The 21,731-nt window shown below is 55.9% G+C and carries 18 protein-coding genes; 12 read left to right on the forward strand and 6 right to left on the reverse strand.

The genetic code is table 11. From position 1 onward, the window contains the following. Nucleotides 1–50: 50 nt before the first annotated feature. The 11 genes from ACM6I0_RS08285 to ACM6I0_RS08335 all read left to right on the forward strand — a co-directional run bounded on the left by ACM6I0_RS08285 (nt 51) and on the right by ACM6I0_RS08335 (nt 13,151). The gene (locus ACM6I0_RS08285; protein WP_414921981.1) at nt 51–1,091 is read left to right on the forward strand and encodes a homoserine dehydrogenase; all 1,041 of its coding nucleotides are present in this window, start codon (nt 51–53) and stop codon (nt 1,089–1,091) included. Nucleotides 1,092–1,104: 13 nt separating this feature from the next. Beyond that, nucleotides 1,105–2,523: an aldehyde dehydrogenase family protein gene (locus tag ACM6I0_RS08290; protein WP_414921982.1), complete on the forward strand. Its 1,419-nt coding sequence runs from the start codon at nt 1,105–1,107 to the stop codon at nt 2,521–2,523. 179 nt (nt 2,524–2,702) lie between these two features. After that, the gene (locus tag ACM6I0_RS08295) at nt 2,703–3,638 is read left to right on the forward strand and encodes a Ppx/GppA family phosphatase (RefSeq protein ID WP_414921983.1); all 936 of its coding nucleotides are present in this window, start codon (nt 2,703–2,705) and stop codon (nt 3,636–3,638) included. A 307-nt stretch (nt 3,639–3,945) separates the two neighbouring features. Then, nucleotides 3,946–5,604, forward strand: coding sequence for a bifunctional 3-(3-hydroxy-phenyl)propionate/3-hydroxycinnamic acid hydroxylase (locus ACM6I0_RS08300; RefSeq protein ID WP_414921984.1), 1,659 nt, complete (start codon nt 3,946–3,948; stop codon nt 5,602–5,604). A 2-nt stretch (nt 5,605–5,606) separates the two neighbouring features. Further along, nucleotides 5,607–6,254 (forward strand): TetR/AcrR family transcriptional regulator, encoded by a 648-nt coding sequence (locus ACM6I0_RS08305; RefSeq protein WP_414921985.1) that lies wholly within the window; start codon nt 5,607–5,609, stop codon nt 6,252–6,254. A gap of 287 nt (nt 6,255–6,541) precedes the next feature. Further along, complete coding sequence (locus ACM6I0_RS08310) at nt 6,542–7,156, forward strand: TetR/AcrR family transcriptional regulator (RefSeq protein ID WP_414921986.1); 615 nt, start codon at nt 6,542–6,544, stop codon at nt 7,154–7,156. A gap of 85 nt (nt 7,157–7,241) precedes the next feature. Further along, nucleotides 7,242–8,333, forward strand: a complete 1,092-nt coding sequence (locus ACM6I0_RS08315; RefSeq protein ID WP_414921987.1) for a VOC family protein — start codon at nt 7,242–7,244, stop codon at nt 8,331–8,333. A 91-nt stretch (nt 8,334–8,424) separates the two neighbouring features. Then, entirely contained in the window at nt 8,425–9,381 is a 957-nt protein-coding gene (locus tag ACM6I0_RS08320; RefSeq protein WP_414921988.1) for a fumarylacetoacetate hydrolase family protein, read from the forward strand. After that, a complete protein-coding gene (locus tag ACM6I0_RS08325; RefSeq protein WP_414921989.1) occupies nt 9,381–11,282 on the forward strand; it encodes an acyl-CoA synthetase in 1,902 nt (633 codons plus the stop codon). Before ACM6I0_RS08320 ends, ACM6I0_RS08325 begins: the two co-directional genes overlap by 1 nt. 163 nt (nt 11,283–11,445) lie before the next feature. After that, complete coding sequence (locus ACM6I0_RS08330) at nt 11,446–12,765, forward strand: OmpP1/FadL family transporter (RefSeq protein WP_414921990.1); 1,320 nt, start codon at nt 11,446–11,448, stop codon at nt 12,763–12,765. Between the two features lie 170 nt (nt 12,766–12,935). Next, the gene (locus ACM6I0_RS08335; protein ID WP_222586337.1) at nt 12,936–13,151 is read left to right on the forward strand and encodes a hypothetical protein; all 216 of its coding nucleotides are present in this window, start codon (nt 12,936–12,938) and stop codon (nt 13,149–13,151) included. Nucleotides 13,152–13,286: 135 nt separating this feature from the next. On the opposite strand, the gene ACM6I0_RS08340 is transcribed toward ACM6I0_RS08335, so the two are convergent. The 6 genes from ACM6I0_RS08340 to ACM6I0_RS08365 form a co-directional block, all read right to left on the reverse strand. After that, complete coding sequence (locus ACM6I0_RS08340; RefSeq protein WP_414921991.1) at nt 13,287–14,438, reverse strand: MFS transporter; 1,152 nt, start codon at nt 14,436–14,438, stop codon at nt 13,287–13,289. Nucleotides 14,439–14,504: 66 nt separating this feature from the next. Then, nucleotides 14,505–15,539 carry a GlxA family transcriptional regulator gene (locus ACM6I0_RS08345; RefSeq protein WP_414921992.1) on the reverse strand — a complete coding sequence of 345 codons (1,035 nt, stop codon included), beginning with the start codon at nt 15,537–15,539 and terminating at the stop codon, nt 14,505–14,507. Nucleotides 15,540–15,587: 48 nt separating this feature from the next. Beyond that, complete coding sequence (locus tag ACM6I0_RS08350) at nt 15,588–16,937, reverse strand: MmgE/PrpD family protein (protein WP_414921993.1); 1,350 nt, start codon at nt 16,935–16,937, stop codon at nt 15,588–15,590. 86 nt (nt 16,938–17,023) lie between these two features. Continuing rightward, nucleotides 17,024–18,067, reverse strand: coding sequence for a glycine betaine/L-proline ABC transporter substrate-binding protein ProX (gene proX / locus ACM6I0_RS08355; protein ID WP_197281791.1), 1,044 nt, complete (start codon nt 18,065–18,067; stop codon nt 17,024–17,026). A gap of 69 nt (nt 18,068–18,136) precedes the next feature. After that, nucleotides 18,137–19,141 (reverse strand): glycine betaine/L-proline ABC transporter permease ProW, encoded by a 1,005-nt coding sequence (gene proW / locus ACM6I0_RS08360; RefSeq protein ID WP_285434520.1) that lies wholly within the window; start codon nt 19,139–19,141, stop codon nt 18,137–18,139. A gap of 8 nt (nt 19,142–19,149) precedes the next feature. Further along, the gene (locus ACM6I0_RS08365) at nt 19,150–20,187 is read right to left on the reverse strand and encodes a quaternary amine ABC transporter ATP-binding protein (protein ID WP_285434367.1); all 1,038 of its coding nucleotides are present in this window, start codon (nt 20,185–20,187) and stop codon (nt 19,150–19,152) included. 448 nt (nt 20,188–20,635) lie between these two features. On the opposite strand from ACM6I0_RS08365, the gene ACM6I0_RS08370 reads away from it, so the two are divergent. Further along, the gene (locus ACM6I0_RS08370; RefSeq protein WP_165933958.1) at nt 20,636–21,598 is read left to right on the forward strand and encodes a LysR family transcriptional regulator; all 963 of its coding nucleotides are present in this window, start codon (nt 20,636–20,638) and stop codon (nt 21,596–21,598) included. Nucleotides 21,599–21,731: the final 133 nt, after the last annotated feature.

A 21,731-nucleotide genomic window follows, 5' to 3' on the forward strand; every position in this document is an offset into this window, starting at 1 on the left:
GGCTCTTAGGATGTTCCTGTCGAACAACATCAATAAAAGGAACAGCTTTTATGACTGAGTACAAAATGGCCTTGGTAGGCTTTGGTGGCGTGAACCGTGGCTTCGCCCAATTGGTCGCCGATCGTAATGCCGAGTGGAAAGAGTCTCTGGGCTTCACTATCAAAATTGTCGGTGTCACCGATCTCTTCCTCGGCTCCATCGTTGCTAAAGACGGTCTGGATGCAAAGCAGTTGGTTGACCTGCCCGTTGAAAAAGGTGCTTTCGCTCAACTGCCAGGCGGCAATGCCGAGGCCTTCAATGAAACCGTGATCAAGCATTCAGGTGCTGACATGATTGCTGAAGCCACCTTCACCAACCCAGTCGATGGTGAGCCCGCTACGACGTTTTGCCGCTGGGCGCTGGAAAGCGGCATCCATGTTGTAACCACCAATAAGGGGCCGATTGCACTGCACGGCGCTGAGCTAAAGGATTTGGCCCGTCGTAACGGTGTTGCCTTCGAGTACGAGGGTTCGGTTATGAGCGGTACACCTGTGATTCGTCTGGCAAGACAGGCTCTGGCAGGTGTAGGGGTTCAAGGCTTTGAAGGCATCCTGAACGGGACTTCCAATTACGTGCTGACCCGCATGAAGGACGGCCTGGATTTCAACGACGCAGTCGCTCAGGCTCAACAGCTCGGCTATGCCGAGGCTGACCCAACTGCCGATGTGGAGGGGTTTGACGTCCGTCTCAAGGTGGTGATCCTCGCCAACGAACTGCTCAATGCACGATTGAGCGTCAGCGATGTGGCTTGTTCAGGTATCAGTCGCATCAGTCCAGAAGACATCGCTCAAGCAAGTGCCGACGGTGCAAGTTGGAAGCTGATCGGATCTGCAAATCGCGAAGTTGATGGCTCGGTTCGAGCGAGTGTGGAGGCACGACTGCTGCCGAATTCGCATCCTCTTGCAGGAATTTCCGGTGCCACGAATGCGGTGTCGTTCAATACCGGACTGCTGGGTGCCGTCACTGTATCCGGCCCTGGAGCAGGACGTATCGAAACTGCCTTTGCGTTGTTGTCAGACATCGTCGCCATCCATACCACCCACGGCAAGTAATAGGAGAGTAGTCATGAGCGTATCCAGCATGGCCAGTATCCAGCTTGTTGATGCCAAACAGATTGATGTGTTCAGTCCATTCGATGGTCGCCTGGTGGGAAGCGTACCTTGCCTCGATGCAACCGCTGTTCCTGGCTTGCTGGAGCGTGCACGAATGGGTGTGCGAGAGAGTGCAGCAATGCCGCGTCACCTTCGTGCACGTATCCTTGAGGAAACCGCCCGGCGTGTAGAGCTCAAGGCTGAAGAGTTTGCCAAACTCATTGTTGCAGAGGCGGGAAAAACGCTGCGACAAGCAGAGAAGGAAGTGAAGCGTTGTGTGAACACGCTGAAGCTATCGGCGGAGGAGGCTCGTCGTAACGCTGGGGAAGTGATTCCATTTGAGGCATATGAAGGCTCCGAATCGCGGCAAGGCTGGTTCACTCGCGAACCATTGGGGCTTATTGTCGCGATCACCCCATACAACGATCCGCTGAACTTGGTTGCCCATAAACTGGGCCCGGCCATCGCCGGTGGCAATGCTGTGATCCTGAAACCTTCAGAGCTCGCACCGTTGTCTGCTCTTAAGCTGGTTGAGTGCCTGGTGGAAGCGGGCCTGCCTTCATGTGTGGTAACTCCGGCCACCGGGGGCGTCGATCTGGGTAAGGCATTGGTTGAGCTGCGAGAAGTCCGGATGATTTCCTTCACGGGTGGTTTTGCCACTGGAGAGTCCATTGCTCGAAGTGCAGGCTTGAAGAAGCTGGCCATGGATCTAGGGGGGAATGCGCCGGTTCTAGTGCTCGAAGACTGTGACCTTGAACCGACCGTAGAGTCTTGTGTATCGGGTGCCTTCTGGGCCGCAGGACAGAACTGCATCGGCACGCAGCGTATCCTCATACACAGTTCAATCTACGAGAATTTCCGTGAGCGTTTTGTCAGCCAAGCGCGTGCATTGGTAACCGGCGATCCTGATCAGCGAGCAACGGATGTTGGCCCGATGATTACGGAGCAAGCGGCTCGTCGCACCGAACAATTGGTGAATGAAGCGCTGGCCGAGGGGGCTCTTCTCCTATGCGGACACCATCGCCAAGCGGGAAGCTATTCGCCGACCGTGCTGGAGCGTGTAAGCCATGACAGTCGGATTTGGCAGCAGGAAGTCTTCGCGCCGGTGGTTATCCTGGAACCTTTTGATCATCTGGAAGATGCCGTCGCATTGGCCAACGAGACGGAGTACAGCCTGCATGCGGGACTGTTCACACGTGATCTTTCCAAGGCCTTGAAATTGGCGCGGCAAATTGAAGCCGGTGGGGTGATGATCAATGACTCTTCCGATTATCGTTTTGATGCCATGCCTTTCGGTGGCTTCAAGTACGGAAGTCTGGGGCGAGAAGGTGTTCGGTTCGCCTATGAGGACATGACGCAACCCAAAGTGGTCTGCATCAACGAAATGGGGTGAGCCTTCTAACTCATTACCTTCGACCTTTACATCGGGTGAAATCGCTCGTCCCGGGACACCCGATGTTTTTTCTCGACACTGCTCGTCCGTAAAGGGTCGCGGGTGTCATCTTAGCGTCATCGACCCCATGGCAAGATCCTCGCAAACCGCCTAGCGCTTAGCTTGCAAGGAATCCCCCCATGAAAGGAGACGCTTCTCTATTTGCAGCCATTGATCTTGGTTCCAATGCGTTTCGCATGATGATCGGCCAGTCTGTCCGACGGCGTCAGGGGTTCGTGATCCAGGAAGTGAAAACCTTGCGTGAACCTGTCCGTTTGGCGGAGGGGTTTGAAGGTGGAGCGCTGGACGAATTGGCCCTGGATCGGGGATGGCAAGCGCTCGCTCGATTTGGCAAAAAATTACGCGGCTTCGAGGCCGGTCGAGTGCGGGCGGTGGCGACCAGTGCCGTGCGCGAAGCCGACAATGCCCAACTGTTCTTGGCCAGCGCCGAGCGCCACCTGGGGTTTCGGATTGACGTGATCTCCGGGCATGAAGAGGCAAGGCTGGTGTACGCCGGTGTTGCTCATACGGTTCCCGGTACCGAAAACAGGCGTCTGGTCGTGGATATCGGCGGCGGTTCGACTGAATTGATTTTGGGGCAGGGCGCTCAACCCCTGATGACTGAAAGTATTGCCATCGGCAGCGGCACATTTGGAGCTCGCTACTTTCAGGGGGGCTGTATCTCGGCTCAGGCGCTGCTGGAGGCAGAGCGTGCAGCCACTGTTCAGTTTGAAAAAGTAGCGCGGCGTTATCGCGCGCTGGGTTGGCAGCAGGTGATTGGCTCTTCAGGCACCGCACGGATGCTGGCCAAAGTCCTCAAGGCCAACGGCTTGAACGACTATGACGAAGTCGGTATCACCTACAGCGGCTTGTTGCGCCTGTCGTTGCGCCTGCTTGAAGTGGGGCATGTCAAACAGCTCGGCCTGGCGGGCTTGCAAACTCATCGTCAGAGCATCTTGCCTGGAGGCTTGGTGCTTATGCTGGCGGCATTCAAGGTGTTTGGTGTCTCGCATATGACGCCCTCCGAACCGGGGCTGAGGTTCGGCGTTCTGCATGGTCTGATGAGTAAACACTGATCAGACCGTAACAACCTTGCCTCGATGTAGGCCAACTGTTCGCCATCCTTCACGTCGGCACGCACGATGATTGTCATATGTCGGTTGCGGCGCCAACGCGTCGCCGGTCGGAAACTGGCACGCGCGCAAACTCGGTTCTCACCGTGCAATTCGGCTCGCCACTTGGCCCGTCGCGGCTTGAGCAGCGTTTCAAAAAAACAATGACAAAAACTTCAATATTGAAATATCTCTCAATATTGAATACCTTCACCCTTGCCTGACGAGGAGACCTCGCGTCTCACGACTTCAATCACAACAAGGGCTCGAGATGAACAACAACAAGAAAGATTGCCAATTGCCTCCCACCGCCGTCGATGTGCTGGTGATCGGTTATGGTCCGGTAGGTGCGACCATCGCTGCGCTTCTGGGCCGCTATGGCGTCACCACCCTGGTATTGGACAAGGTCCATGACGTGGTCCTGATGCCGCGTGCCATTGCTCTGGACAACGAGGCGCTGCGCATCCTGCAACAGGCCGGTTTGTCGGAAGACGCTTTCGAGAAGATCGTTATCCCTGAAGTGAAAATGCACTCCCCGGTACTCGGGCAGTTCGGTCGAGCCAATACCGAGGGGTGCATCGATGGCCATCCGAAACTGGTGACGTTCTACCAACCCGACCTCGAACACGCGATGCGCGACCAGGTTGTCCGGCTTAAAACCGTCACCAGCCTGGGTGGCTTCGAGCTTGAGAGCCTGGTCGAGATGTCGGATGGCGTCGTTGCTTGCGTACAGGATGAACATGGGCAGTCGCATTCCGTTCGCGCCCAGTACCTGATCGGAGCGGATGGCGCCAGCTCCAGGGTCAGAGCGCTGATTGGCCAGGAGTTTGAAGGGCAGACCTACGCGGAGGATTGGTTGATTGTCGATGTGAAGAACCGCCATAAGTCAGCGATTGATCACATCGAGTTTGTCTGTGATCCGCGGCGCCCGACACCGCACATGCCTGCCCCCGGCGGCAGGGAGCGTTGGGAGTTCATGCTGCAATCCGGCGAGTCCCGGGAAGAGCTGGAAAGCCCCGAAAGCATCGCCCGGCTGATCGCGCCATGGATCAACCCGCAAGAGCTGGAAATCGAGCGCAAGGCGGTGTATCGATTCCACGCGCGATGCTGCAACAGATTCAGCAAGGGACGCGTGTTTCTCGCCGGCGATGCAGCGCACATCACGCCTCCTTTTGTCGGCCAGGGCCTCGTTGCGGGCCTTCGAGATGGCGCCAACCTTGCCTGGAAACTGGCTTGGGTCCTTCGCGGCCATGCCGCGCCTGCAATACTCGATACCTATGACGAAGAGCGCCGCCCCCATGCCCGGGCAATGATCAATCTGGCGAAACTCATGGGCCGTCTGGTGATGCCCAAGAACAAGATCGCCGCTTTCTTTGTCCACGGTCTGATGCGCACGCTGGCGTTGACGCCCACGACCAGAAGGTACTTCGAACAGTTGGACATCAAGCCGAAGAACACCTTCAAACACGGCTTGTTCGTGCAGCATTCCCGGGGCGACAAACTGGTACGTGGCAGCCTGTTTCCGCAGGCCTGGGCTCGCAACATGCAAAAGCAGATCAAGCTGAGCGACGATGCTCTGGGAGATAACCTGACCCTGGTTGGGTTCGGTGTTGACCCGTTGTCACTGCTGACCCCTGACCAGATCGTTTCCTGGGAAAAAATGGGAGGCCACTTTCTAGAGGTCAGAGCACGCGGCCAACGCTCCGGCGGCAGTTGTGACTTCATCGAAGACATGAACCATGAGATCCTGCCGCTGGCTGCCAAGGGAACGCTTGTCGCGGTTCGCCCCGACCGTATCATCATGCACCACGCCCCAGGCGCAGAAGCAGGCTGCCTGCTTCGAGACTGCTGGGGGCTGCTGGCCAGCAAAGGCGCCACGCCGGACGGCGTTTCCATTACCATCAACGAGCCCATTAAATTACGAGCTTGATCATGCATTCCCCCACTCTTCCTTTAGAAGCTGATGCGCCAGAACCGCTCACGAGAGGTCACAAGAAACGTGAGCGCACCCGTCGTGGTCTGGTGGACGCCGCATTGCGTCTTATCGCACGCAAGGAAGTGGGGGAGATCGCACTGCTCGAGGTCGCTGCGGAAGCCGCGGTCTCCAACGGCACCATCTACAACTATTTTCGAACTCGCGACGAAGTGCTGGAGGCGGTGGGCATCGCCATGGCCGCCGAGTTCTCCGATGCTATTTCCGCCAAGAGCAGGGATGTGCACTGTGGTGCCCAGCGGCTTTCGATCGGCGTGCGCATGTTTGTGTGTCGAGCTGCGGCCGACCACCAATGGGCGAATGCGCTGCTGCGCATCATCCATTTCGACCAGGCCATGCGCTCGCGTCTGGCTGACCATGTACTGGGCGATCTGCGCGAAGGACGGCGTGCAGGCACGTTTGCTTACGAAGACGAAGGGATCGCCCTGGACATCGTCCTGTCGTGCACAACCGGCGCCATGCGCTCAGTCGTCGAGGGGCGTGCAGTGGAGGCGCATGATTTGCGGGTCGCCGAAATGGTTCTCCAGGCCCTGGGCGTCACGCCTGCCAAAGCCAGAAAAATCGCCGGCATGCCGTTGCCGGCCTGATCCGATGTCGTCGGGCTCTACCTGGGTTGATCAATCCGTCGTCGAGCTTTTCGCAGGGCGACGAGCCTGCAGCCATTAAAAATCCTGTCGCTACAATTGAACATAGGTGTTCAGTTTTTTCAGTGCGCTCGGCTGTTTTTTATCAGTCGAAATCGATCCTTTCATCCGAAATATTGAGCATAAGGCCGTTTTTCTACACGTTAAATCCTGCAGTCCCCAAAATAGTATTGACGCAAAATGAACACGAGTGTTCAATTGGTTCATGAGGTAATCCTGGAGAGAGAACCGTGGAATCCCTGAACCCAACACAGCGTCGCATCCATCAAGCTGCCTTTCGCCTGTTTGCCGAGAGAGGCACCTCGCAAGTGAACATCCTTGACCTCGCCCAAGAGGCCGGTGTGGCACGCGGAACGGTCTATAGCAACATCGATAGCATGGAAAACCTGTTCGAGGCGGTCGCCAGCCATCTCGCGAGGGAGATGCATGAGCGCGTCAACAAGAGCTTCAATACCCTCTCGGATCCCGCACATCGCCTGGCCAATGGCATTCGATTCTTCATTCGCCGTGCGCACGAAGACTCCCAGTGGGGCGCGTTCATCCATAAATTCGCCATGAGCAATTCTTCGTTGCGCGAAATGTTCAGCAGTCAGGCGACCAAGGATCTTCTGAGCGGGCTTGCCTCAGGGCGCTATACGTTTGCGCAGGAGCAATTGCTCTCGGTACTGACGCTGATATCGAGCAGCGTGCTCGGCTCGATTTTCCTGGTACTGGAAGGTCACCGAACGTGGCGCGACTCGGGCTCCGATACCGCCGAGCTGGTATTGCGGGCATTGGGTGTGCCGCCACAAGAGGCTCGTGCGTTGGCAACTCAAGCGTTGCCGGCACTGCCAACTCTCGACTGAGCGCGTAATTGATTTGACTGAATAAACCCCTGAGTTTTCAGGGGTACGGGACCGCTTTGCCCTAAAAACCCGGAAAACAACAACAATGAACGACAAAAAAGAACTGCATCGGTTGGCGACACCACACCCCGCGCGGCATCCGCAGCCGACGGTAAAGGCCCAGGTTTTGACGCACCTGATCTTCCAGCGGCCGGACTTGAATGAGGCCGCGCGTTTCCTGACGGACTTCGGCCTGACGGTCGCTCGGCAGGACGCCGAGACGCTCTATATGCGGGGCACCGACGCCACTGCCTATTGTTACCGGATCGAACGGGCCGAACAGGCCCGTTTCATCGGGTTCGGGCTTGCCGTGCGGTCCCTGGAAGAGCTTCAAAAGCTCACTCGAGTCCCGGGTGCGTCATCGGTCGAGAAATCGGAACATCCAGGTAAAGGCTCTTACGTCAGACTGACGGATCCGTCCGGTTTCATTGTGGAAGCCGTGTGCGACCAAATGCCAGGCAAGGCGTTGGCACATCGAGCTCCTCTGAACTGGAATCTGGCGCAGGAACCACAGCGAATCAACGCGACGCAGCGTCCGCCGATTACTCCTCCTGAAGTCCTCAAGCTTGGCCACATCGTCATTGAAGTGGCCGACTATCAAGCAACCTGCGCCTGGTACACGCAGCATTTCGGGTTCATTCCCAGCGATGTGCAGGTACTCGCCGACGGCACGCCTATTGTCACGTTCATGCGCCTTGATCTCGGTGACATTCCCGCGGATCACCATACGCTCGCGATTGCGCAAGGGTTCATGGCGACCTACAGCCATAGCGCCTATGAAGTCGTCGATGCAGACGCCGTGGGTATGGGGCAGCGCGTTCTGCGCGAGCGCGGTTGGGCGCACTCATGGGGCATCGGCCGGCACATTCTTGGCAGTCAGATCTTCGATTACTGGCAAGACCCTTGGGGCGACAAGCACGAGCATTACTGCGACGGGGATATTTTCACGGCCTCTCGGCCTACGGGCATTCATCCGGTGAGTCCCGAAGCCATGGCGCAGTGGGGACAGCGCATGCCCAGGAGTTTTACCAAACCCAAAATGAACCTGGCCAATTTTCTGCTGCTGATTCGCAACCTGCGACGCAGCCCCGACCTGACCATTCGCAAGCTGATAACACTCATGCGGATGTTCGGGTAGAGCTACACCGTTGCCAGCCCCCGTTTCAGAACATCACAACAGTTCCCGCGCCACTGAACGCGGGACAAACGCCGCTCCAGGAGTACCTTCAATGTCTGCTGTACACGTAGTCCGCTTTGAATTTCAGAACGGTATCCACTGGGGCGTGCTTCGCCAGGGCCGTATCACAGTTGTCCCCGGTGTTTTTGAAACGACCGGTGACTTCATTAGCCGCAACAGTCTCGACGAACTTGCTCAACTGAAAGGTCCGGAGTTGGAGGAGGGCGACGTAAAACTGCTGTCGCCGGTGACCCGTAACCAGCAGTTTGTCTGCCAGGGCGCCAATTACCGTCAGCATATGATCGAGTCAGGCATGGACCCTGATGCGAAGAAATTCAACATGATCTTCACCAAGGCGACGAGTTGCCTGGTGGCGGCTGACAGCGATCTGATCAAGCCGCGCCACGTGCGCTTCCTTGACTACGAGATCGAACTGGGCCTGGTGATGAAGCGCTCGATCACCGGCGCTATTGCTGTCACCGACGCCAATCTGCATGAATTCATTGCGGGCGTCGTCATTGTCAATGACTACTCGGCTCGTGACATTCAGATTCCCCAGATGCAGTTCTACAAGGGCAAGAGCTACCGCACTTTTGGTCCGGTCGGCCCCTACCTGTGCCTTCTGGATGCCAAGAGCATGCATTACCTGAAAGCGCTGCAGCTGCGCCTGACAGTCAACGACCAGGTACGACAGAACGACAGCACGGCCAATCTGGTTTATGGCCCCGCTGAAACCCTGACCGAACTCAGCGCGTTGCAAGATCTCGCTGTCGGAGACCTGATCGCCACGGGGACACCTGCCGGCTGTGCTCTGACGATCCCTTCGCCCGGCAAAATGCGCATTGCAGCCCTTTTGCCAGAAGCCACCAAGTGGAAGCTGTTCCTTAAGGCACAAGAGGGGCGGACGCAGTACCTCAAGGCCGGTGACGTGGTCGAGGCGCGTATTCGCAGCGCCGATGGTGTGGTCGACCTCGGCGTGCAACGCAACCGGGTCGTGGGAGAAATTTAATGGTTGTTCGGAGCCTGATTGACATCGAAAGCCTTGAGCGAGTCCCCTTGTCGGAGCGTGGACTGGCTTGCAGCACTTATGAAGCGCTGCGTGTGGCGGCCGAGCGCACCCCCCGGGCACCGGCGCTCAGTTTCTTTGCCGAAGCCGCCGATTTCAAGCGCACCCACGAGTGGAATTACTCCCAGCTCTTCGCGGATATCACCCGTGCGGCGAATGCCTTCCATGACTTGGGTATAAAACCGGGTGAGGTGATTGCCTTCATCCTGCCCAACCTGCCGGAAACCCACTTCACACTATGGGGCGGGGAGGCGGCGGGGATCGTCATGGCGATCAATCCTCTGCTTGAGGCCAAGCAGATGGCTGGCTTACTGAATGCCGCGAAAGCATCGGTGGTGGTGACACTCGCACCGACCGCGGGCAGCGATCTGTGGCCCAAGCTGGCTTCGCAGCTGGATCAGCTACCCATGCTCAGGTCTGTTGTCTGGGTCAGCATGGCACCCTATGTCGACGAACCAGTGCGAGGGGCTCTGAAAGCCGTCGCACTGAAAGAGCGAGACTTGCACTGTGGTATCGCGATTCACGATTGGCAATCGCTGATGAATACTCAGCCCCACACACACCTCAAGAGCGGTCGGCAAATCCGCGAAGATGAGTGCTCCTCCTACATCTGTACGGGCGGCACCACCGGGCTCCCCAAAATTGCCGCGCGCACCCATGGCTCTGAAGTATTCGACGCATGGGCCATCGACGCGCACATGCAGCCACGCAGTAATGTCCAGGTTCTGTTTTGTGGCCTGCCGCTGTTTCATGTCAATGGGCAATTGGTGACGGGACTGATGCCTTGGACTCAAGGCGACCATGTGATCCTCGGGACGCCTCAGGGGTTTCGTGGCGAGGGTGTGATCCCACGATTCTGGGAGATGGTCGAACACTTCGGTATCAACCTCTTTTCCGGCGTGCCAACTGTGTACGCCGCGCTTCTGCAAAATGAATGGCAGGGCCGCGACCTCTCTAGTCTTCGCTATGCCATCTGTGGCGCCGCCCCTATGCCGGCTGAGCTTTTCCGGGAGTTCGAGCACCGCACCGGGGTGAAGATCCTTGAAGGTTACGGCCTGACCGAGGGCGCCTGCGTCTCGTCAATCAATCCACCCCATGGCGAGCGCCGTATCGGCTCCATCGGGATACGGCTTGCCTACCAGAATATGCGCGCGGTCGTACTCAATGATTCTGGAGCGTATCTGCGCGACGCCAACGTGGATGAGATCGGCGTCATCACGATCAGTGGGCCGAACCTCTTCGAGGGTTATCTGGAGGAGCGTCATAACCAGGGCCTCTGGATCGAAATCGACGGTCAGCGCTGGCTGAATACCGGCGATTTGGGCCGTCAGGATGCGCAGGGTTATTTCTGGCTGACCGGGCGCAAGAAGGAGTTGATCATTCGCGGTGGTCACAACATCGATCCAAAGCAAATCGAGGAGGCGCTTCAGGCGCATCCCGCTGTCGCCTTGGCCGCTGCAATCGGCAGCCCCGATGCCTACTCGGGCGAGGTGCCGGTTGCCTACGTCCAGCTACGCCCCGGGCAAATCTGCGATGTTGAAGAACTTGAGGCGTTCGCTCATCTGAACATCAGCGAGCGGGCTGCCGTTCCCAAGCGCATTGAAATCCTCGATGCATTGCCACTGACGGCGGTGGGCAAGATATTCAAGCCCGCTTTGCAGCAGAGGGAAATTGCCAAAGTAATCCAGCAGGAAGTGGAGCGTCTGGGGCTTTCGGATATTGCCGTTGAAGTCGTTCAGGACAATCGCCGTGGGCAAGTTGCCTGCGTCAAGGCCGGACCTGACCAGGAAGTCCTGGCTCCTCTGTTGGGCCGTTATAGCTTTCAAGTCGAGTGGATTAATTGAGTTCTTGATTCGATAGCCGTAAGTCCTGCAGTCAAGCCTTGGCGCTGTTTAGCCAAGGTCTTTGACACAACTTGGATCAACTCCAGCCGGCACTGATAAGTGTACGGGGCGGCGAAGCCTTGCCTGCGTGCAAACAACAAAAACAATAAACAAGAGGTGGAAAATGAAACTCAATAGCCGCGTGATCCCGTGTCTCTCTACTCAACGCAAGTGTGCTGTCTGGATTGAATTGGGCAGCGCCATCGCACTACTCAGCGCCTCTACCATCGTCAGCGCAAACGGCATTGCGCTAAACGAACAAAGTGCAAGCAGTGCGGGAACTGCTTATGCGGGAAGGTCGTCTTCGGCGCTGGACGCGAGCACTATTTTTGGCAATCCCGCGGGCTTGACCAAGTTGAAACGCAGTGAGATTTCCGGCGGGGCCGCGGTCGTCTCGGTCAGCGACGACATCAGTGATGCACGAAGCAGTGCCACAGGCACCAACAAAGGGGACTCGGTACCCTTGGGCGTCGTGCCCTTCGTCTACATGTCTACGCCCCTTGATGATCGTTTTTCGATGGGGCTGGGCCTCTATGCCCCCAGTGGTCTGATCAATGATTACGAGAGCACTTTTCAGGGGCGTTACCATGGCTCCTATAGCACGACCAAGGAAGTAACCCTGCAACCGACCATTGCCTGGCGGATCAATGATTACGTGTCCATTGGTGGCGGCCCGACCATAAATCATTTCAATGCCAAGCTTCAGAATTACCTCGCGACCGGCGCCCTGAACAATGGCGAGGACACGCTGGTCACCATCAAGGGTGATGGCACCGCACTTGGCTACAACATCGGCCTGTTGATTGACTTTACTGAGGCAACCACTTGGGGGATTAACTATCACTCGAAGGTGGATTATGAACTTGAAGGGCATACCGAGATTTCTGGTTCCCCGAGCGTCATTCCGTTGAACGGAAAGTATGACAACAAGATAGACCTCACCATGCCCGAGTCCGTGGACACGTCTATCACCCATCATTTCGACAGTCGCTGGACGGGCTATCTGGGGACCACCTGGAAACGCTGGAGCCGGATCCAGAAGGTCGAGGCAGTCAACAGCGGTCTTTCCCCTATCGGCGAGGCGGCGGGACTGGGACATGTGATCGAAGAAATGAACTGGCGCGACACGTGGAGCACAGCAGTGGGAGCCGCCTACCAATTGAACCAACAATGGCTGCTGCGCGCAGGCTACGCCTATGATCCGTCTCCAGTCAGGAATGCCGATCGCAGCGTACGCATTCCGGTCGGCAATCGCCAGGCAGTGACCCTGGGTGGCGCTTATTCGCCGAGTTCCGATCTGACGATAGACTTCGCTTATGGTTATCTCTGGGATTCCAAGGTCTCGGTAAAGCAGGCAAACAACTCCGGTGTACAACCGGAATACAGTGCCAACTACGACAACAGTGCAAATGGTGTTTCAGTGCAGGCTACCTATCGGTACTAACGTATGAAGCGCGCCTTGCGTGGGTCGCCGATGTCTTTTACCGAATCCACGGGGCGCCATCCATGACGGGTTGCGCCGCAGCCGATGATCCCAGCCAGATCGTGCAGCTGAAATACTTACGAAACATTCCAGCCTTATGATTCGCCTCACTGAAATCCAGGAGGTTGGAGATGAACCGACCATCAAGAAGCCTGCGCAAACTGCTCGACTCGGTCGCCACTAACAATGAGGCAGCCGCGCTCGATATGATGCGCGCAGCAGAGCAACTCAAAGACGAAGTGCTGCGCCAGCGGTTGCTCAACATGATTCACCGACTTAACCAGGACGCTATTGACTTGCGGATGGCGCGTGACGATATCCAGGGCGGAGCCATAAAGCTCGCGTAACCGGTCTCGGTGAGGTCGCTTGGATCAAAGGCGTGTTGCCTCCCAGTGGATCAGCCGGGTAGTGGGGTCGATGTTCATCTGCTTCGTAGCAGCTATCCAATGGCCAATGCTGAAATCGCGCCTGGAAAGAGTCGGTTAGTTGCGAAGCAATCGAGCTGTCGCACTGACAAAAACCAGCAAAACGCTCACGCAGCCCAGAGCGAAGGACAAGGTGCTTAGATGGGCGACCGCCCCGATGAATACGGGACCGATCAGAATGCCCGTGTAGCCCATCGAGATGACTGCGGGGATGGCTACCGCCTGTGGCATACGTTGCTGGCGGCCTACGGCAGTAAAGAGCACCGGGACAATGTTTGAGCAGCCGGCACCGACCAGAGCGTAGCCAATCAAGGACGCGCCCCAGCCGTCTATTCCAAGCGACACGATCATGCCAGCGGCTGCGCAGAGTCCGCCAAGCGCAACGACGCGCACGCCGCCTAGTTTGCTGACGATGGCATCGCCTGTCAGGCGGCCCACCGTCATCGCAGCGGCGAAGGATGCGTAGCCCAAGCCGGCGATGCTCGGCTCTAACCCTCGGTTCGAGACAAGGAAAACCGCGCTCCAGTCGAGGATTGCGCCTTCGGTGAGGAAGACGATGAAACAGAGCGCCCCTAAAAACAGCACGATACCCCTGGGCACTGCAAACATGGGTCCACCCCGTTCAGTGCCGTAAGTCAGCAAAGCCGGCGCAGCCTTGTAAAGTGCTCCCAAAACGGTGGCAACGATGCAGAGCGCAGCAATCAACGGATGCAGGCCCAAAGTCAGCAGAGCGGTCATCGCCCCGGCGCCCACTATGCCTCCGACGCTGTACAGGCCATGGAACCCGGATTGAAGTGCCTGGCCGCTGTTTTTTTCGACAATGACGGACTGAATGTTCATCGCACAATCCAGCATGCCCATGCTGGCGCCGAAGAGAATGACCGCGATCACCAGGCCCGGCAGCCACGCCACGGTGCTCAATAGCGGAAGAAGGGCACACAAGACAATCGTCGCGCAGATTACGACCGGTCGGCATCCATAGTGTGCAGTGAGATAACCAGCGAAGGGCATGGCCACGATAGATCCACCGCCCAGGCCAAGCAGCAACAACCCCAGGCCGCCGTCGTCCAGGCCAGCGCGGGCTTTAACCAATGGGACCAGAGGCGCCCATGCGGACATGAGTAAACCCGCGATAAGGAAGGCGATGCGTGTCGACATCCGCTCGCTGTGGTTAGCCGTGGGTACCAACACGGGCGATGGAGCATTCATAGTTCTCGGTAATCCTTATCGATGATGCTAGCCATCGATTACTGGGCTTGGACAGTGCGGGAAGACCTAGCGCCTGCGCTCATACGTTGCTCTATAACTGCTTGGCGCTACGCCAAAGAAGTCACGAAAACGCATATGGAAATTGGCGAAACTACAGAAGCCGGTCGCTATCGCGATATCGGTGATGGGCCGATTGCTCTGCAGAATAAGCTGCCGCGCTCGAGTCAAGCGCAGCTCAAGGTAGTAGCGTGTGGGCGTGGCCCCTACGAAACGGCAGAAGCGACGCTCTAATTGTCGTCGGGAAATGTTCACACACTCAGCGACTTCGTCGATCGACAACGGCTCTTCAATGTTCTTTTTCATCAGTTCTAAAGCAAGCTTCAGGGTTTGAGGCAAGGTGGGGTCAGAGTCAACGATGACCGTCGATATCCCAGACACTTCAGCGGTCTGGTCACAACTGAGTATTTCCTCGACAGCATGGGTCAGCGAAACGCTTTGTTTAGTGGTGATGAGCTCGAGCATCATGCGTAACGAGCTGCTGGCGCCAGCGCACGTGATACGGTTTTTGTCTATTACGTGAGTTCGACAAGAGACCAGGACTTTGGGGAAAACATCCTCCATCATCGCTCGTCCATCGGGATGGAAGGCGCACTCGACACCGTCCATTAGCTGAGCTTCCGCCAGGAAAAATGCACCGTTCCACAAACCGCCCATGGTCGCGCCAAGGGAGGCGACGTTACGCAGCTTGCGTCGTAATAGTGGATCGCTGACCAGCTTTACTCGTAAACCACCGGCGACAATGAGAACGTCGATACGATCCGGTAGTTGTGATAGCTCCAGGTCTGCTGAAATCGCTATTCCCAAATCGCTCATGACCAGACGGTTTTTGATGCCGACAGTCAACACCTCGAACGCCGGCGTCTCGCTAATCAGGTTGGCGGTCACCAGCGCATCGATGGCGCCGGTGAACGACATCATCGAGAAATTGTTCAAAAGCACGAAAGCCACACGAGTCACTGCCTGCGGCCTTACTGGTATCTGCGCCGTGCAGGAGTACCCCATGTTTTTGTCTTTGAGCACGCTCTCGAATACGAAGGGCATAAATCCTCTTTGGCACCTGAACGAATAGCTAAAAACACGTTGCGCAATCTAGGCAGCGGTTTTTGGAGCGGACAGCAACAAATCAAAGAGTGATTGGCAGTCATCACTGCCGGGCAGTGCCTCAACACTGTTTTTGATGGCATTGCTGAGAGTGGTTCCCAAACTGTCATCAGCGAGTAAATGGTATTTAGCGGTAAGTTCGTCACTCGACATAGGGTTGCCGGGGTCGCCCTTGGCCGTCGCGGTTGGGCTCGTCAGACGCGTGCCGTCTTTCAGGGTAACCGTGACGCGGGACAGAATTTCCTCCGGGAACCTGGCCGACAAGTCAGGCGCCTCGTGAAGGGTGATTTTCTCGCTGATGCTCAAGATGTCTGGTGCATGAATGGAATCACCGGTGACCTCTTTTGGCCCCAGCTTCCCGCGAACGATCAAGGCCGCCAGCGGGAACGCCAGCGCATACTGGGCCTCGTCCGCATTCTTCGGAAAATGCCCCTGCAAGCACACAGACTCGTGGAACGTTTCGACATCAATGGTCTCGATCAACTCAGCAGTGATGGCTGGATGTGCTCGCATCAAATCGGTCATGGCTGTGAGTGCTGGTTGCGCCCAGCGACATACCGGCCAAGGCTTGAAATATTGCTCGTCGATCTCCCAACGGGTTCCGATGTCCTGCCAGAAAGTGGAAATCTCCAACGGTTCAACGGTGGCGGCTGGGGCGCCAGTGACACCGAGCTGCGCCATCAGTAGTGCGTTCAGTCCGGCATACGCCCCGGCGCCGTGGGCATCACGCAACATTGTCGGAAAGCTCACCAGGCGCATCATCGGGCATCTCGGGCCGAAGTATTCCGCGATACCCAGCGCATGACGGAATGTCGCTTCATCAAGCTTCAGCAGGCGGGCACCGGCGCAAACGACCCCGATTCCGGAAAAGGCGCCTGAGGCATGATATTCAGGGGCGGTGGCCATCAATGCCTGACCCGCACGCAGGGCGGTCTCGTAACCGATGCACAGTGCGCTGAGGAATTCCTCGCCGCTGATGTCTTTGCCCTGGCTGCGATACGCGTCGACCAATGCAACAAGGGTTGGGACAACGGTTGCACCCGCATGCCCCTTGGAGGTGAAGTGACCTTCATGTGCATCCAGGCTATCAACGCAGAAACCGCCTGCATACGCAGCGCCCAATGGATGCACGGATCTGCCGTCGAACCAAAGGCGGCTGGACAACTTGTTGGCAGAGTAGTGGGTGTCAGCGTAGGTTTTGAGCATCACGCTGGTTTGATTGTCGCGAGCACCGGCGGCCACACCAATGATGTCGAGCAGGCAAGTTTTAACCAACTCGCGTGTATGCAGGGGCGCGTCCTTGTAGCTGAAATTCTGGACGAATGAATACAACTGCATTTCATGATTCCTGAATGATGAACGCCGAAACGGATAAAAAGTTGCCCGGGGAAGGGCAACCTTTTATGCAGATTTAAATGAAGGGATTAATTTTTTGCGGTGGCGGTATTAGCGGCGGCTCGTGCGTCTACCAGCCAGCTGTCGTATTTCGCGTGATGGGCCGCGATCCATTCTTTGGCGTGACGAGTAATGTCAGCTGCACTTTTTTCACCATTGTGCATTTTGAGATTTTGCGCGCTTTCATCGTCAGTAGAGATCTGCATTTCAGACAGGAACTTCACGGCAGCCGGATTTTTCTCGGCGAACTCTTTGTTGATGACCGCTCTGACAGTGTCTACCGCGAAACCAAGGTTTTTGCCATTGAAGGTAGTGTTGACATCGTTCTTACCGCCTGGAAGATCCGTACGTGGCACGGTTAACCAAACAACATCTTTACCCTCGACCAGAACACCGGAGATCCACTGAGGTACCCAGGTGTAATAGAGAATCGGCTTGCCTTCTTTGTAACGAGCAATGGTGTCGGCCATCAGGGCAAAATAGGAGCCCTGGTTATTTGTGACAGTCTTATCGAGGCCATAGGCTTTCATATGGTGGGCAATGATCAGCTCACAGCCCCAGCCGGGGTTGCAACCAGTCATGTCCGCTTTACCGTCGCCGTTACTATCGAACAGCTTGGCAATCTCTGGCTTTTTCAAATCATCGAGAGAGGTGATGTGATACTGGTCAGCCGTTTTCTTATCGATCATGTAGCCCTGCAGTACGCCCGGCATAATATTGCCGGTTTTCACCATCGCTTCATCACCGCCGGCCTTGGCGTAGAACGATTTGTGCAGTTCCTCCCACAGATGAACCGAAAAATCAGCGTCACCATTGGCAAGTGCAATCATCATGGTGGAGTATTCGGTTTCCTTAGGCGTCTGAACGTCGTAGCCCAATTCCTTGAGCCCCGCCATTGCTATCTCTCCGCGAAATCGCTCTTCGGCAATTGACGGGAAAATCGGAGTGATTGATACACCTTTTCCGGGCTCCTGCGCCGTGGCGGCTGATGCGAAAACAGGGGAGACCGCTAGTACTAAAAGCGCCACAGAGTGAATGAATTTCTGTTTTATTCCGAAGGTTGTGAAGTTCATTATCGTTTGCCTTGGCTGGATTAAAGAAGTTGGCATTTCTTTTGGTTCACGACGCGCCGCTTAGCGGAGTTAGCTTTCTTTAGGACTGACTTCTATTTTCATGACAGTGTTTTTTCTTTTCAGGCGATAAATGACGCCCGCCGGTCCTGTCTGGTACCAGTGTTCACCTTTGGTTGCCCTGTTACTGCGTTCGCCCATTGCCTGGGTCAGTCGGTCGAGGAAAATCGCCAGCAATACCAGACCCAATCCACCGACGGTTGCCAAGCCCATATCGAGGCGGCCAATCCCTCGAAGTACCATCATCCCCAGTCCGCCTACCGATATCATTGAAGCGATCACCACCATGGACAGTGACAACATCAATGCCTGATTCAGACCCGCCATGATCGTCGGTGCAGCCAAGGGAAGTTGAACCCGCCTAAGCATCTGGCGTGGGGTGCATCCGAAAGCCCGTGCAGCTTCAACCTTGTCTTCCGGTACCTGGCGAATACCCAGATTGGTGAGCCTGACCAGTGGTGCGACCGAAAAGATGATCGTGACCAGGACTCCCGGTACGTTACCGATGCCAAACAGCATCACCACGGGCACCAGATAAACAAATGCAGGCAGTGTTTGCATTGCATCGAGTACCGGGCGAAGAAGCATCTCCAGTCGGTCACTTCGGGCACACAGGACGCCCAGCGGAATGCCAATAACTGCACAGAAAAACAGTGACGTGAGCACTAGGGCGAGGGTGATCATGGCGTCATTCCATACGCCGATCACTCCTAAGAGGGTGAGGGTGACGAAACAAAGTATGCCTATCTTTTTCCCTCCTATCTGCCAGCCGAAGAGCGTTGCAACAATAATGAATATTGACGGAGGAATAGCCAACAATCCGAACTGAATACCATTAAGTACTTGGTCGATTGGCCATCTTATCGATCGGAAAACCTCACGGAAATTATGAACCAGAAAGTTCAGGGCAACTTCTACCCATTGGCCCAAAGGGACGTTGATAGATTGAAAAGGGTCTAGGAAATTGAATTCGTTCATGTCATCACCTGAATGTCCGAGCCTGGCAAGCCAGCAAATAGAGCCTGTTAGTGTCGGCTCATTGTTTGAAGCAATAGGCTCTTGGAGATCGTGCCTTTGAACACACCCTGGCGATCGAGCACGGCAACTGGATTAACGGCATCAGCAACGATGTGAAAGACGTCCTGCAGAAGTACATCGTCGCGAAGCGTGGGAGTGGAGTGATCCATGGCGTACGGATGCTCTGCGCAAATTTTGGCGACATCACCCGCCTTGAGGATCTTCGAGGCATCAAAGCCTTTGAAGAAAGCTCTGACGTAATCGTTCGCCGGGTTGCAAAGCAGCTCTTGCGGGGTACCGATCTGAACGACCTGACCACCCTCCATGATCGCAATGCGATGGCCGATGCGAATCGCCTCATCAATGTCATGGGAGATGAAGATGATGGTGCGATGCTGTTCTGCCTGCAGGCGAATCAGTTCGCCCTGCATTTCGTGGCGAATCAGTGGGTCGAGTGCCGAGAAGGCTTCGTCCATCAGCAGGATGGCGGGATCGTTGGCCAGCGCTCGGGCCAGACCTACCCGCTGCTGCATGCCGCCGGACAGTTGATGCGGATAGCTGTAGGCGTGGCCATCGAGCCCCACCTGTTTGAGTGCCTCGAGTGCACGTTTATGCCGTTCAATTTCCTCGACACCCGAGATTTCCAGGCCGAAAGCAACGTTGTCGATCACACTCATGTGGGGCATCAGAGCAAACGACTGAAACACCATGCTCATGTCTTTGCGACGAACGCTGAGGAGATCAGCATCTGACAGACCGGTGATTTCCTGGCCGTTGAGATGGATGGTGCCCGAGGTCGGTTCGATCAGTCGGTTGAACAGCCGAACCATCGTCGACTTTCCAGAGCCGGAAAGTCCCATGATGACGAAAATCTCACCGCGTTTTACGGAGAAACTGGCATCAAAAACGCCAACGACTTGACCGGTTTTGCTGAAAATTTCATTCTTGTCAGCACCGCGAGCCAGCATCTCCATCGCGAGCTTTGGCTGAGTGCCAAAGACTTTGTAAATGTTTTTTACCGAGAGTATCTCGTCACCAAGACTCATAACCCCTCCTGCTGCAATTACGACGTAAGATCAAGAATTTAGGTGTACGTGTCTTGATCAGTTAAGACGGTGCTTGTGGGGGCAGTCAAAATGGGAGACAGATTGGGAATTAGTCATTGTGACCATCCTCTTTATTATGTGATGTTTATTATTTTTGTTTTATCGGCGCTGAATTAAGCAGTTCCTTGAGAACCAAGTTATTACCTAATAGGGTCAGCGTCTAACAACATTTCTTCCCGCCAATCAATAACGTGATGTTATCAATCAATTAAATAGGTCAGTTTGCGACTGCGGCAGTGCTAGTTGCGAAGACAACTGCCGCTGGGCCTGTCTTAGACACTTTGTTTCAGCTACGCTCCAGCGTAGGCTCTAGGTGGAACCCTTCGGCCGATCTCATCCCTAACGGCCCTCCGAAAGGCCCCAAACCGGATATTCAATACTCTAGGTTATGGTTAAGCACATCGATCCAGACATGACGCTGCTGAAAATGCCGTCTTTGAAAGCAGTGAAGTCATTCGTAGCCGCCGCCAAATATCAGAGCTTTACGCGTGCGGCTGAAGCGCTGTGCGTTACCCAAGCGGCAATCAGCCGTCAGATTCGGGAGCTTGAGGCGTACCTTGGGGTGGATCTTTTCAAGAGGGTGGGTCGAGCGGTCGAGTTGACGGAAGCCGGGTCCATCTTTTTTGATGCGGCACAGCTATCGTTCGTCAATATTTCCCAAGCGGCGGAGCGCATTCGCACCAACAATGCAGGCAAACGCACGCTGACGCTTTGCTGTTCTCCCGCGTTTTCAGCCCTCTGGCTCGCAGCGAAGCTGCCGGGGTTTTTTACCAAGAACGCAGACATCGACCTCAATTTGGTAACCACTCAAAACTTTTTGTCGATGGAGCCAGGTGTAACTCCGGACATCTTCATCACCAAGATGGCCAGGATTCAGGATGGGTATCGTAGCTATCCGTTGTTCCATGACGTCATCTACCCGGTGTGCACGCCTCGTTACAAAGCGGAGCACCCTGAGCTATCCAGCCTGGAAGGATTACGCGACGGGGTTTTGCTAAACCTCAGCCCCTATGGCAGATCCCAGGTAGCGGAGCACGTCGACTGGGGAGTTTGGCTGGCTTATCACGATGTTGATATCGAGAAGCGCCCCCACGACAGTCCTCACGTATTCAACGCGAATGACTACAACCTGGTGATTAGCATGGTGTTGACACACCAAGGTGTAGCGCTGGGCTGGAATCACCTGGTCGAAAACCTGATCGAAAACGGCACGCTGATTCGTCCGATCGAAGAAGAAGTGGTTCTCCATGAAAGTCAGCACTATCTGACATTTCGTGAAGACCGGATCAATGACGACGCCTGTTGCCGGCTACGCGACTGGATTCTGGCCCAGTTTTCCAGGGCCGTTTAGAAGAAAGGAACGCGGCAGTGATTGAGCAATCACTTGAGGTGTGGGGAGCTTCACCGCCAACAGGTATTGCTCAAGGCAGAACTGAAGGGGATGCCGGTGGTGATCATTCATGATTCTCACCACCGGCAGTGTT

The sequence above is a fragment of the Pseudomonas sp. IT-P294 genome, assembly GCF_949767865.1.
Lineage (GTDB): Bacteria > Pseudomonadota > Gammaproteobacteria > Pseudomonadales > Pseudomonadaceae > Aquipseudomonas.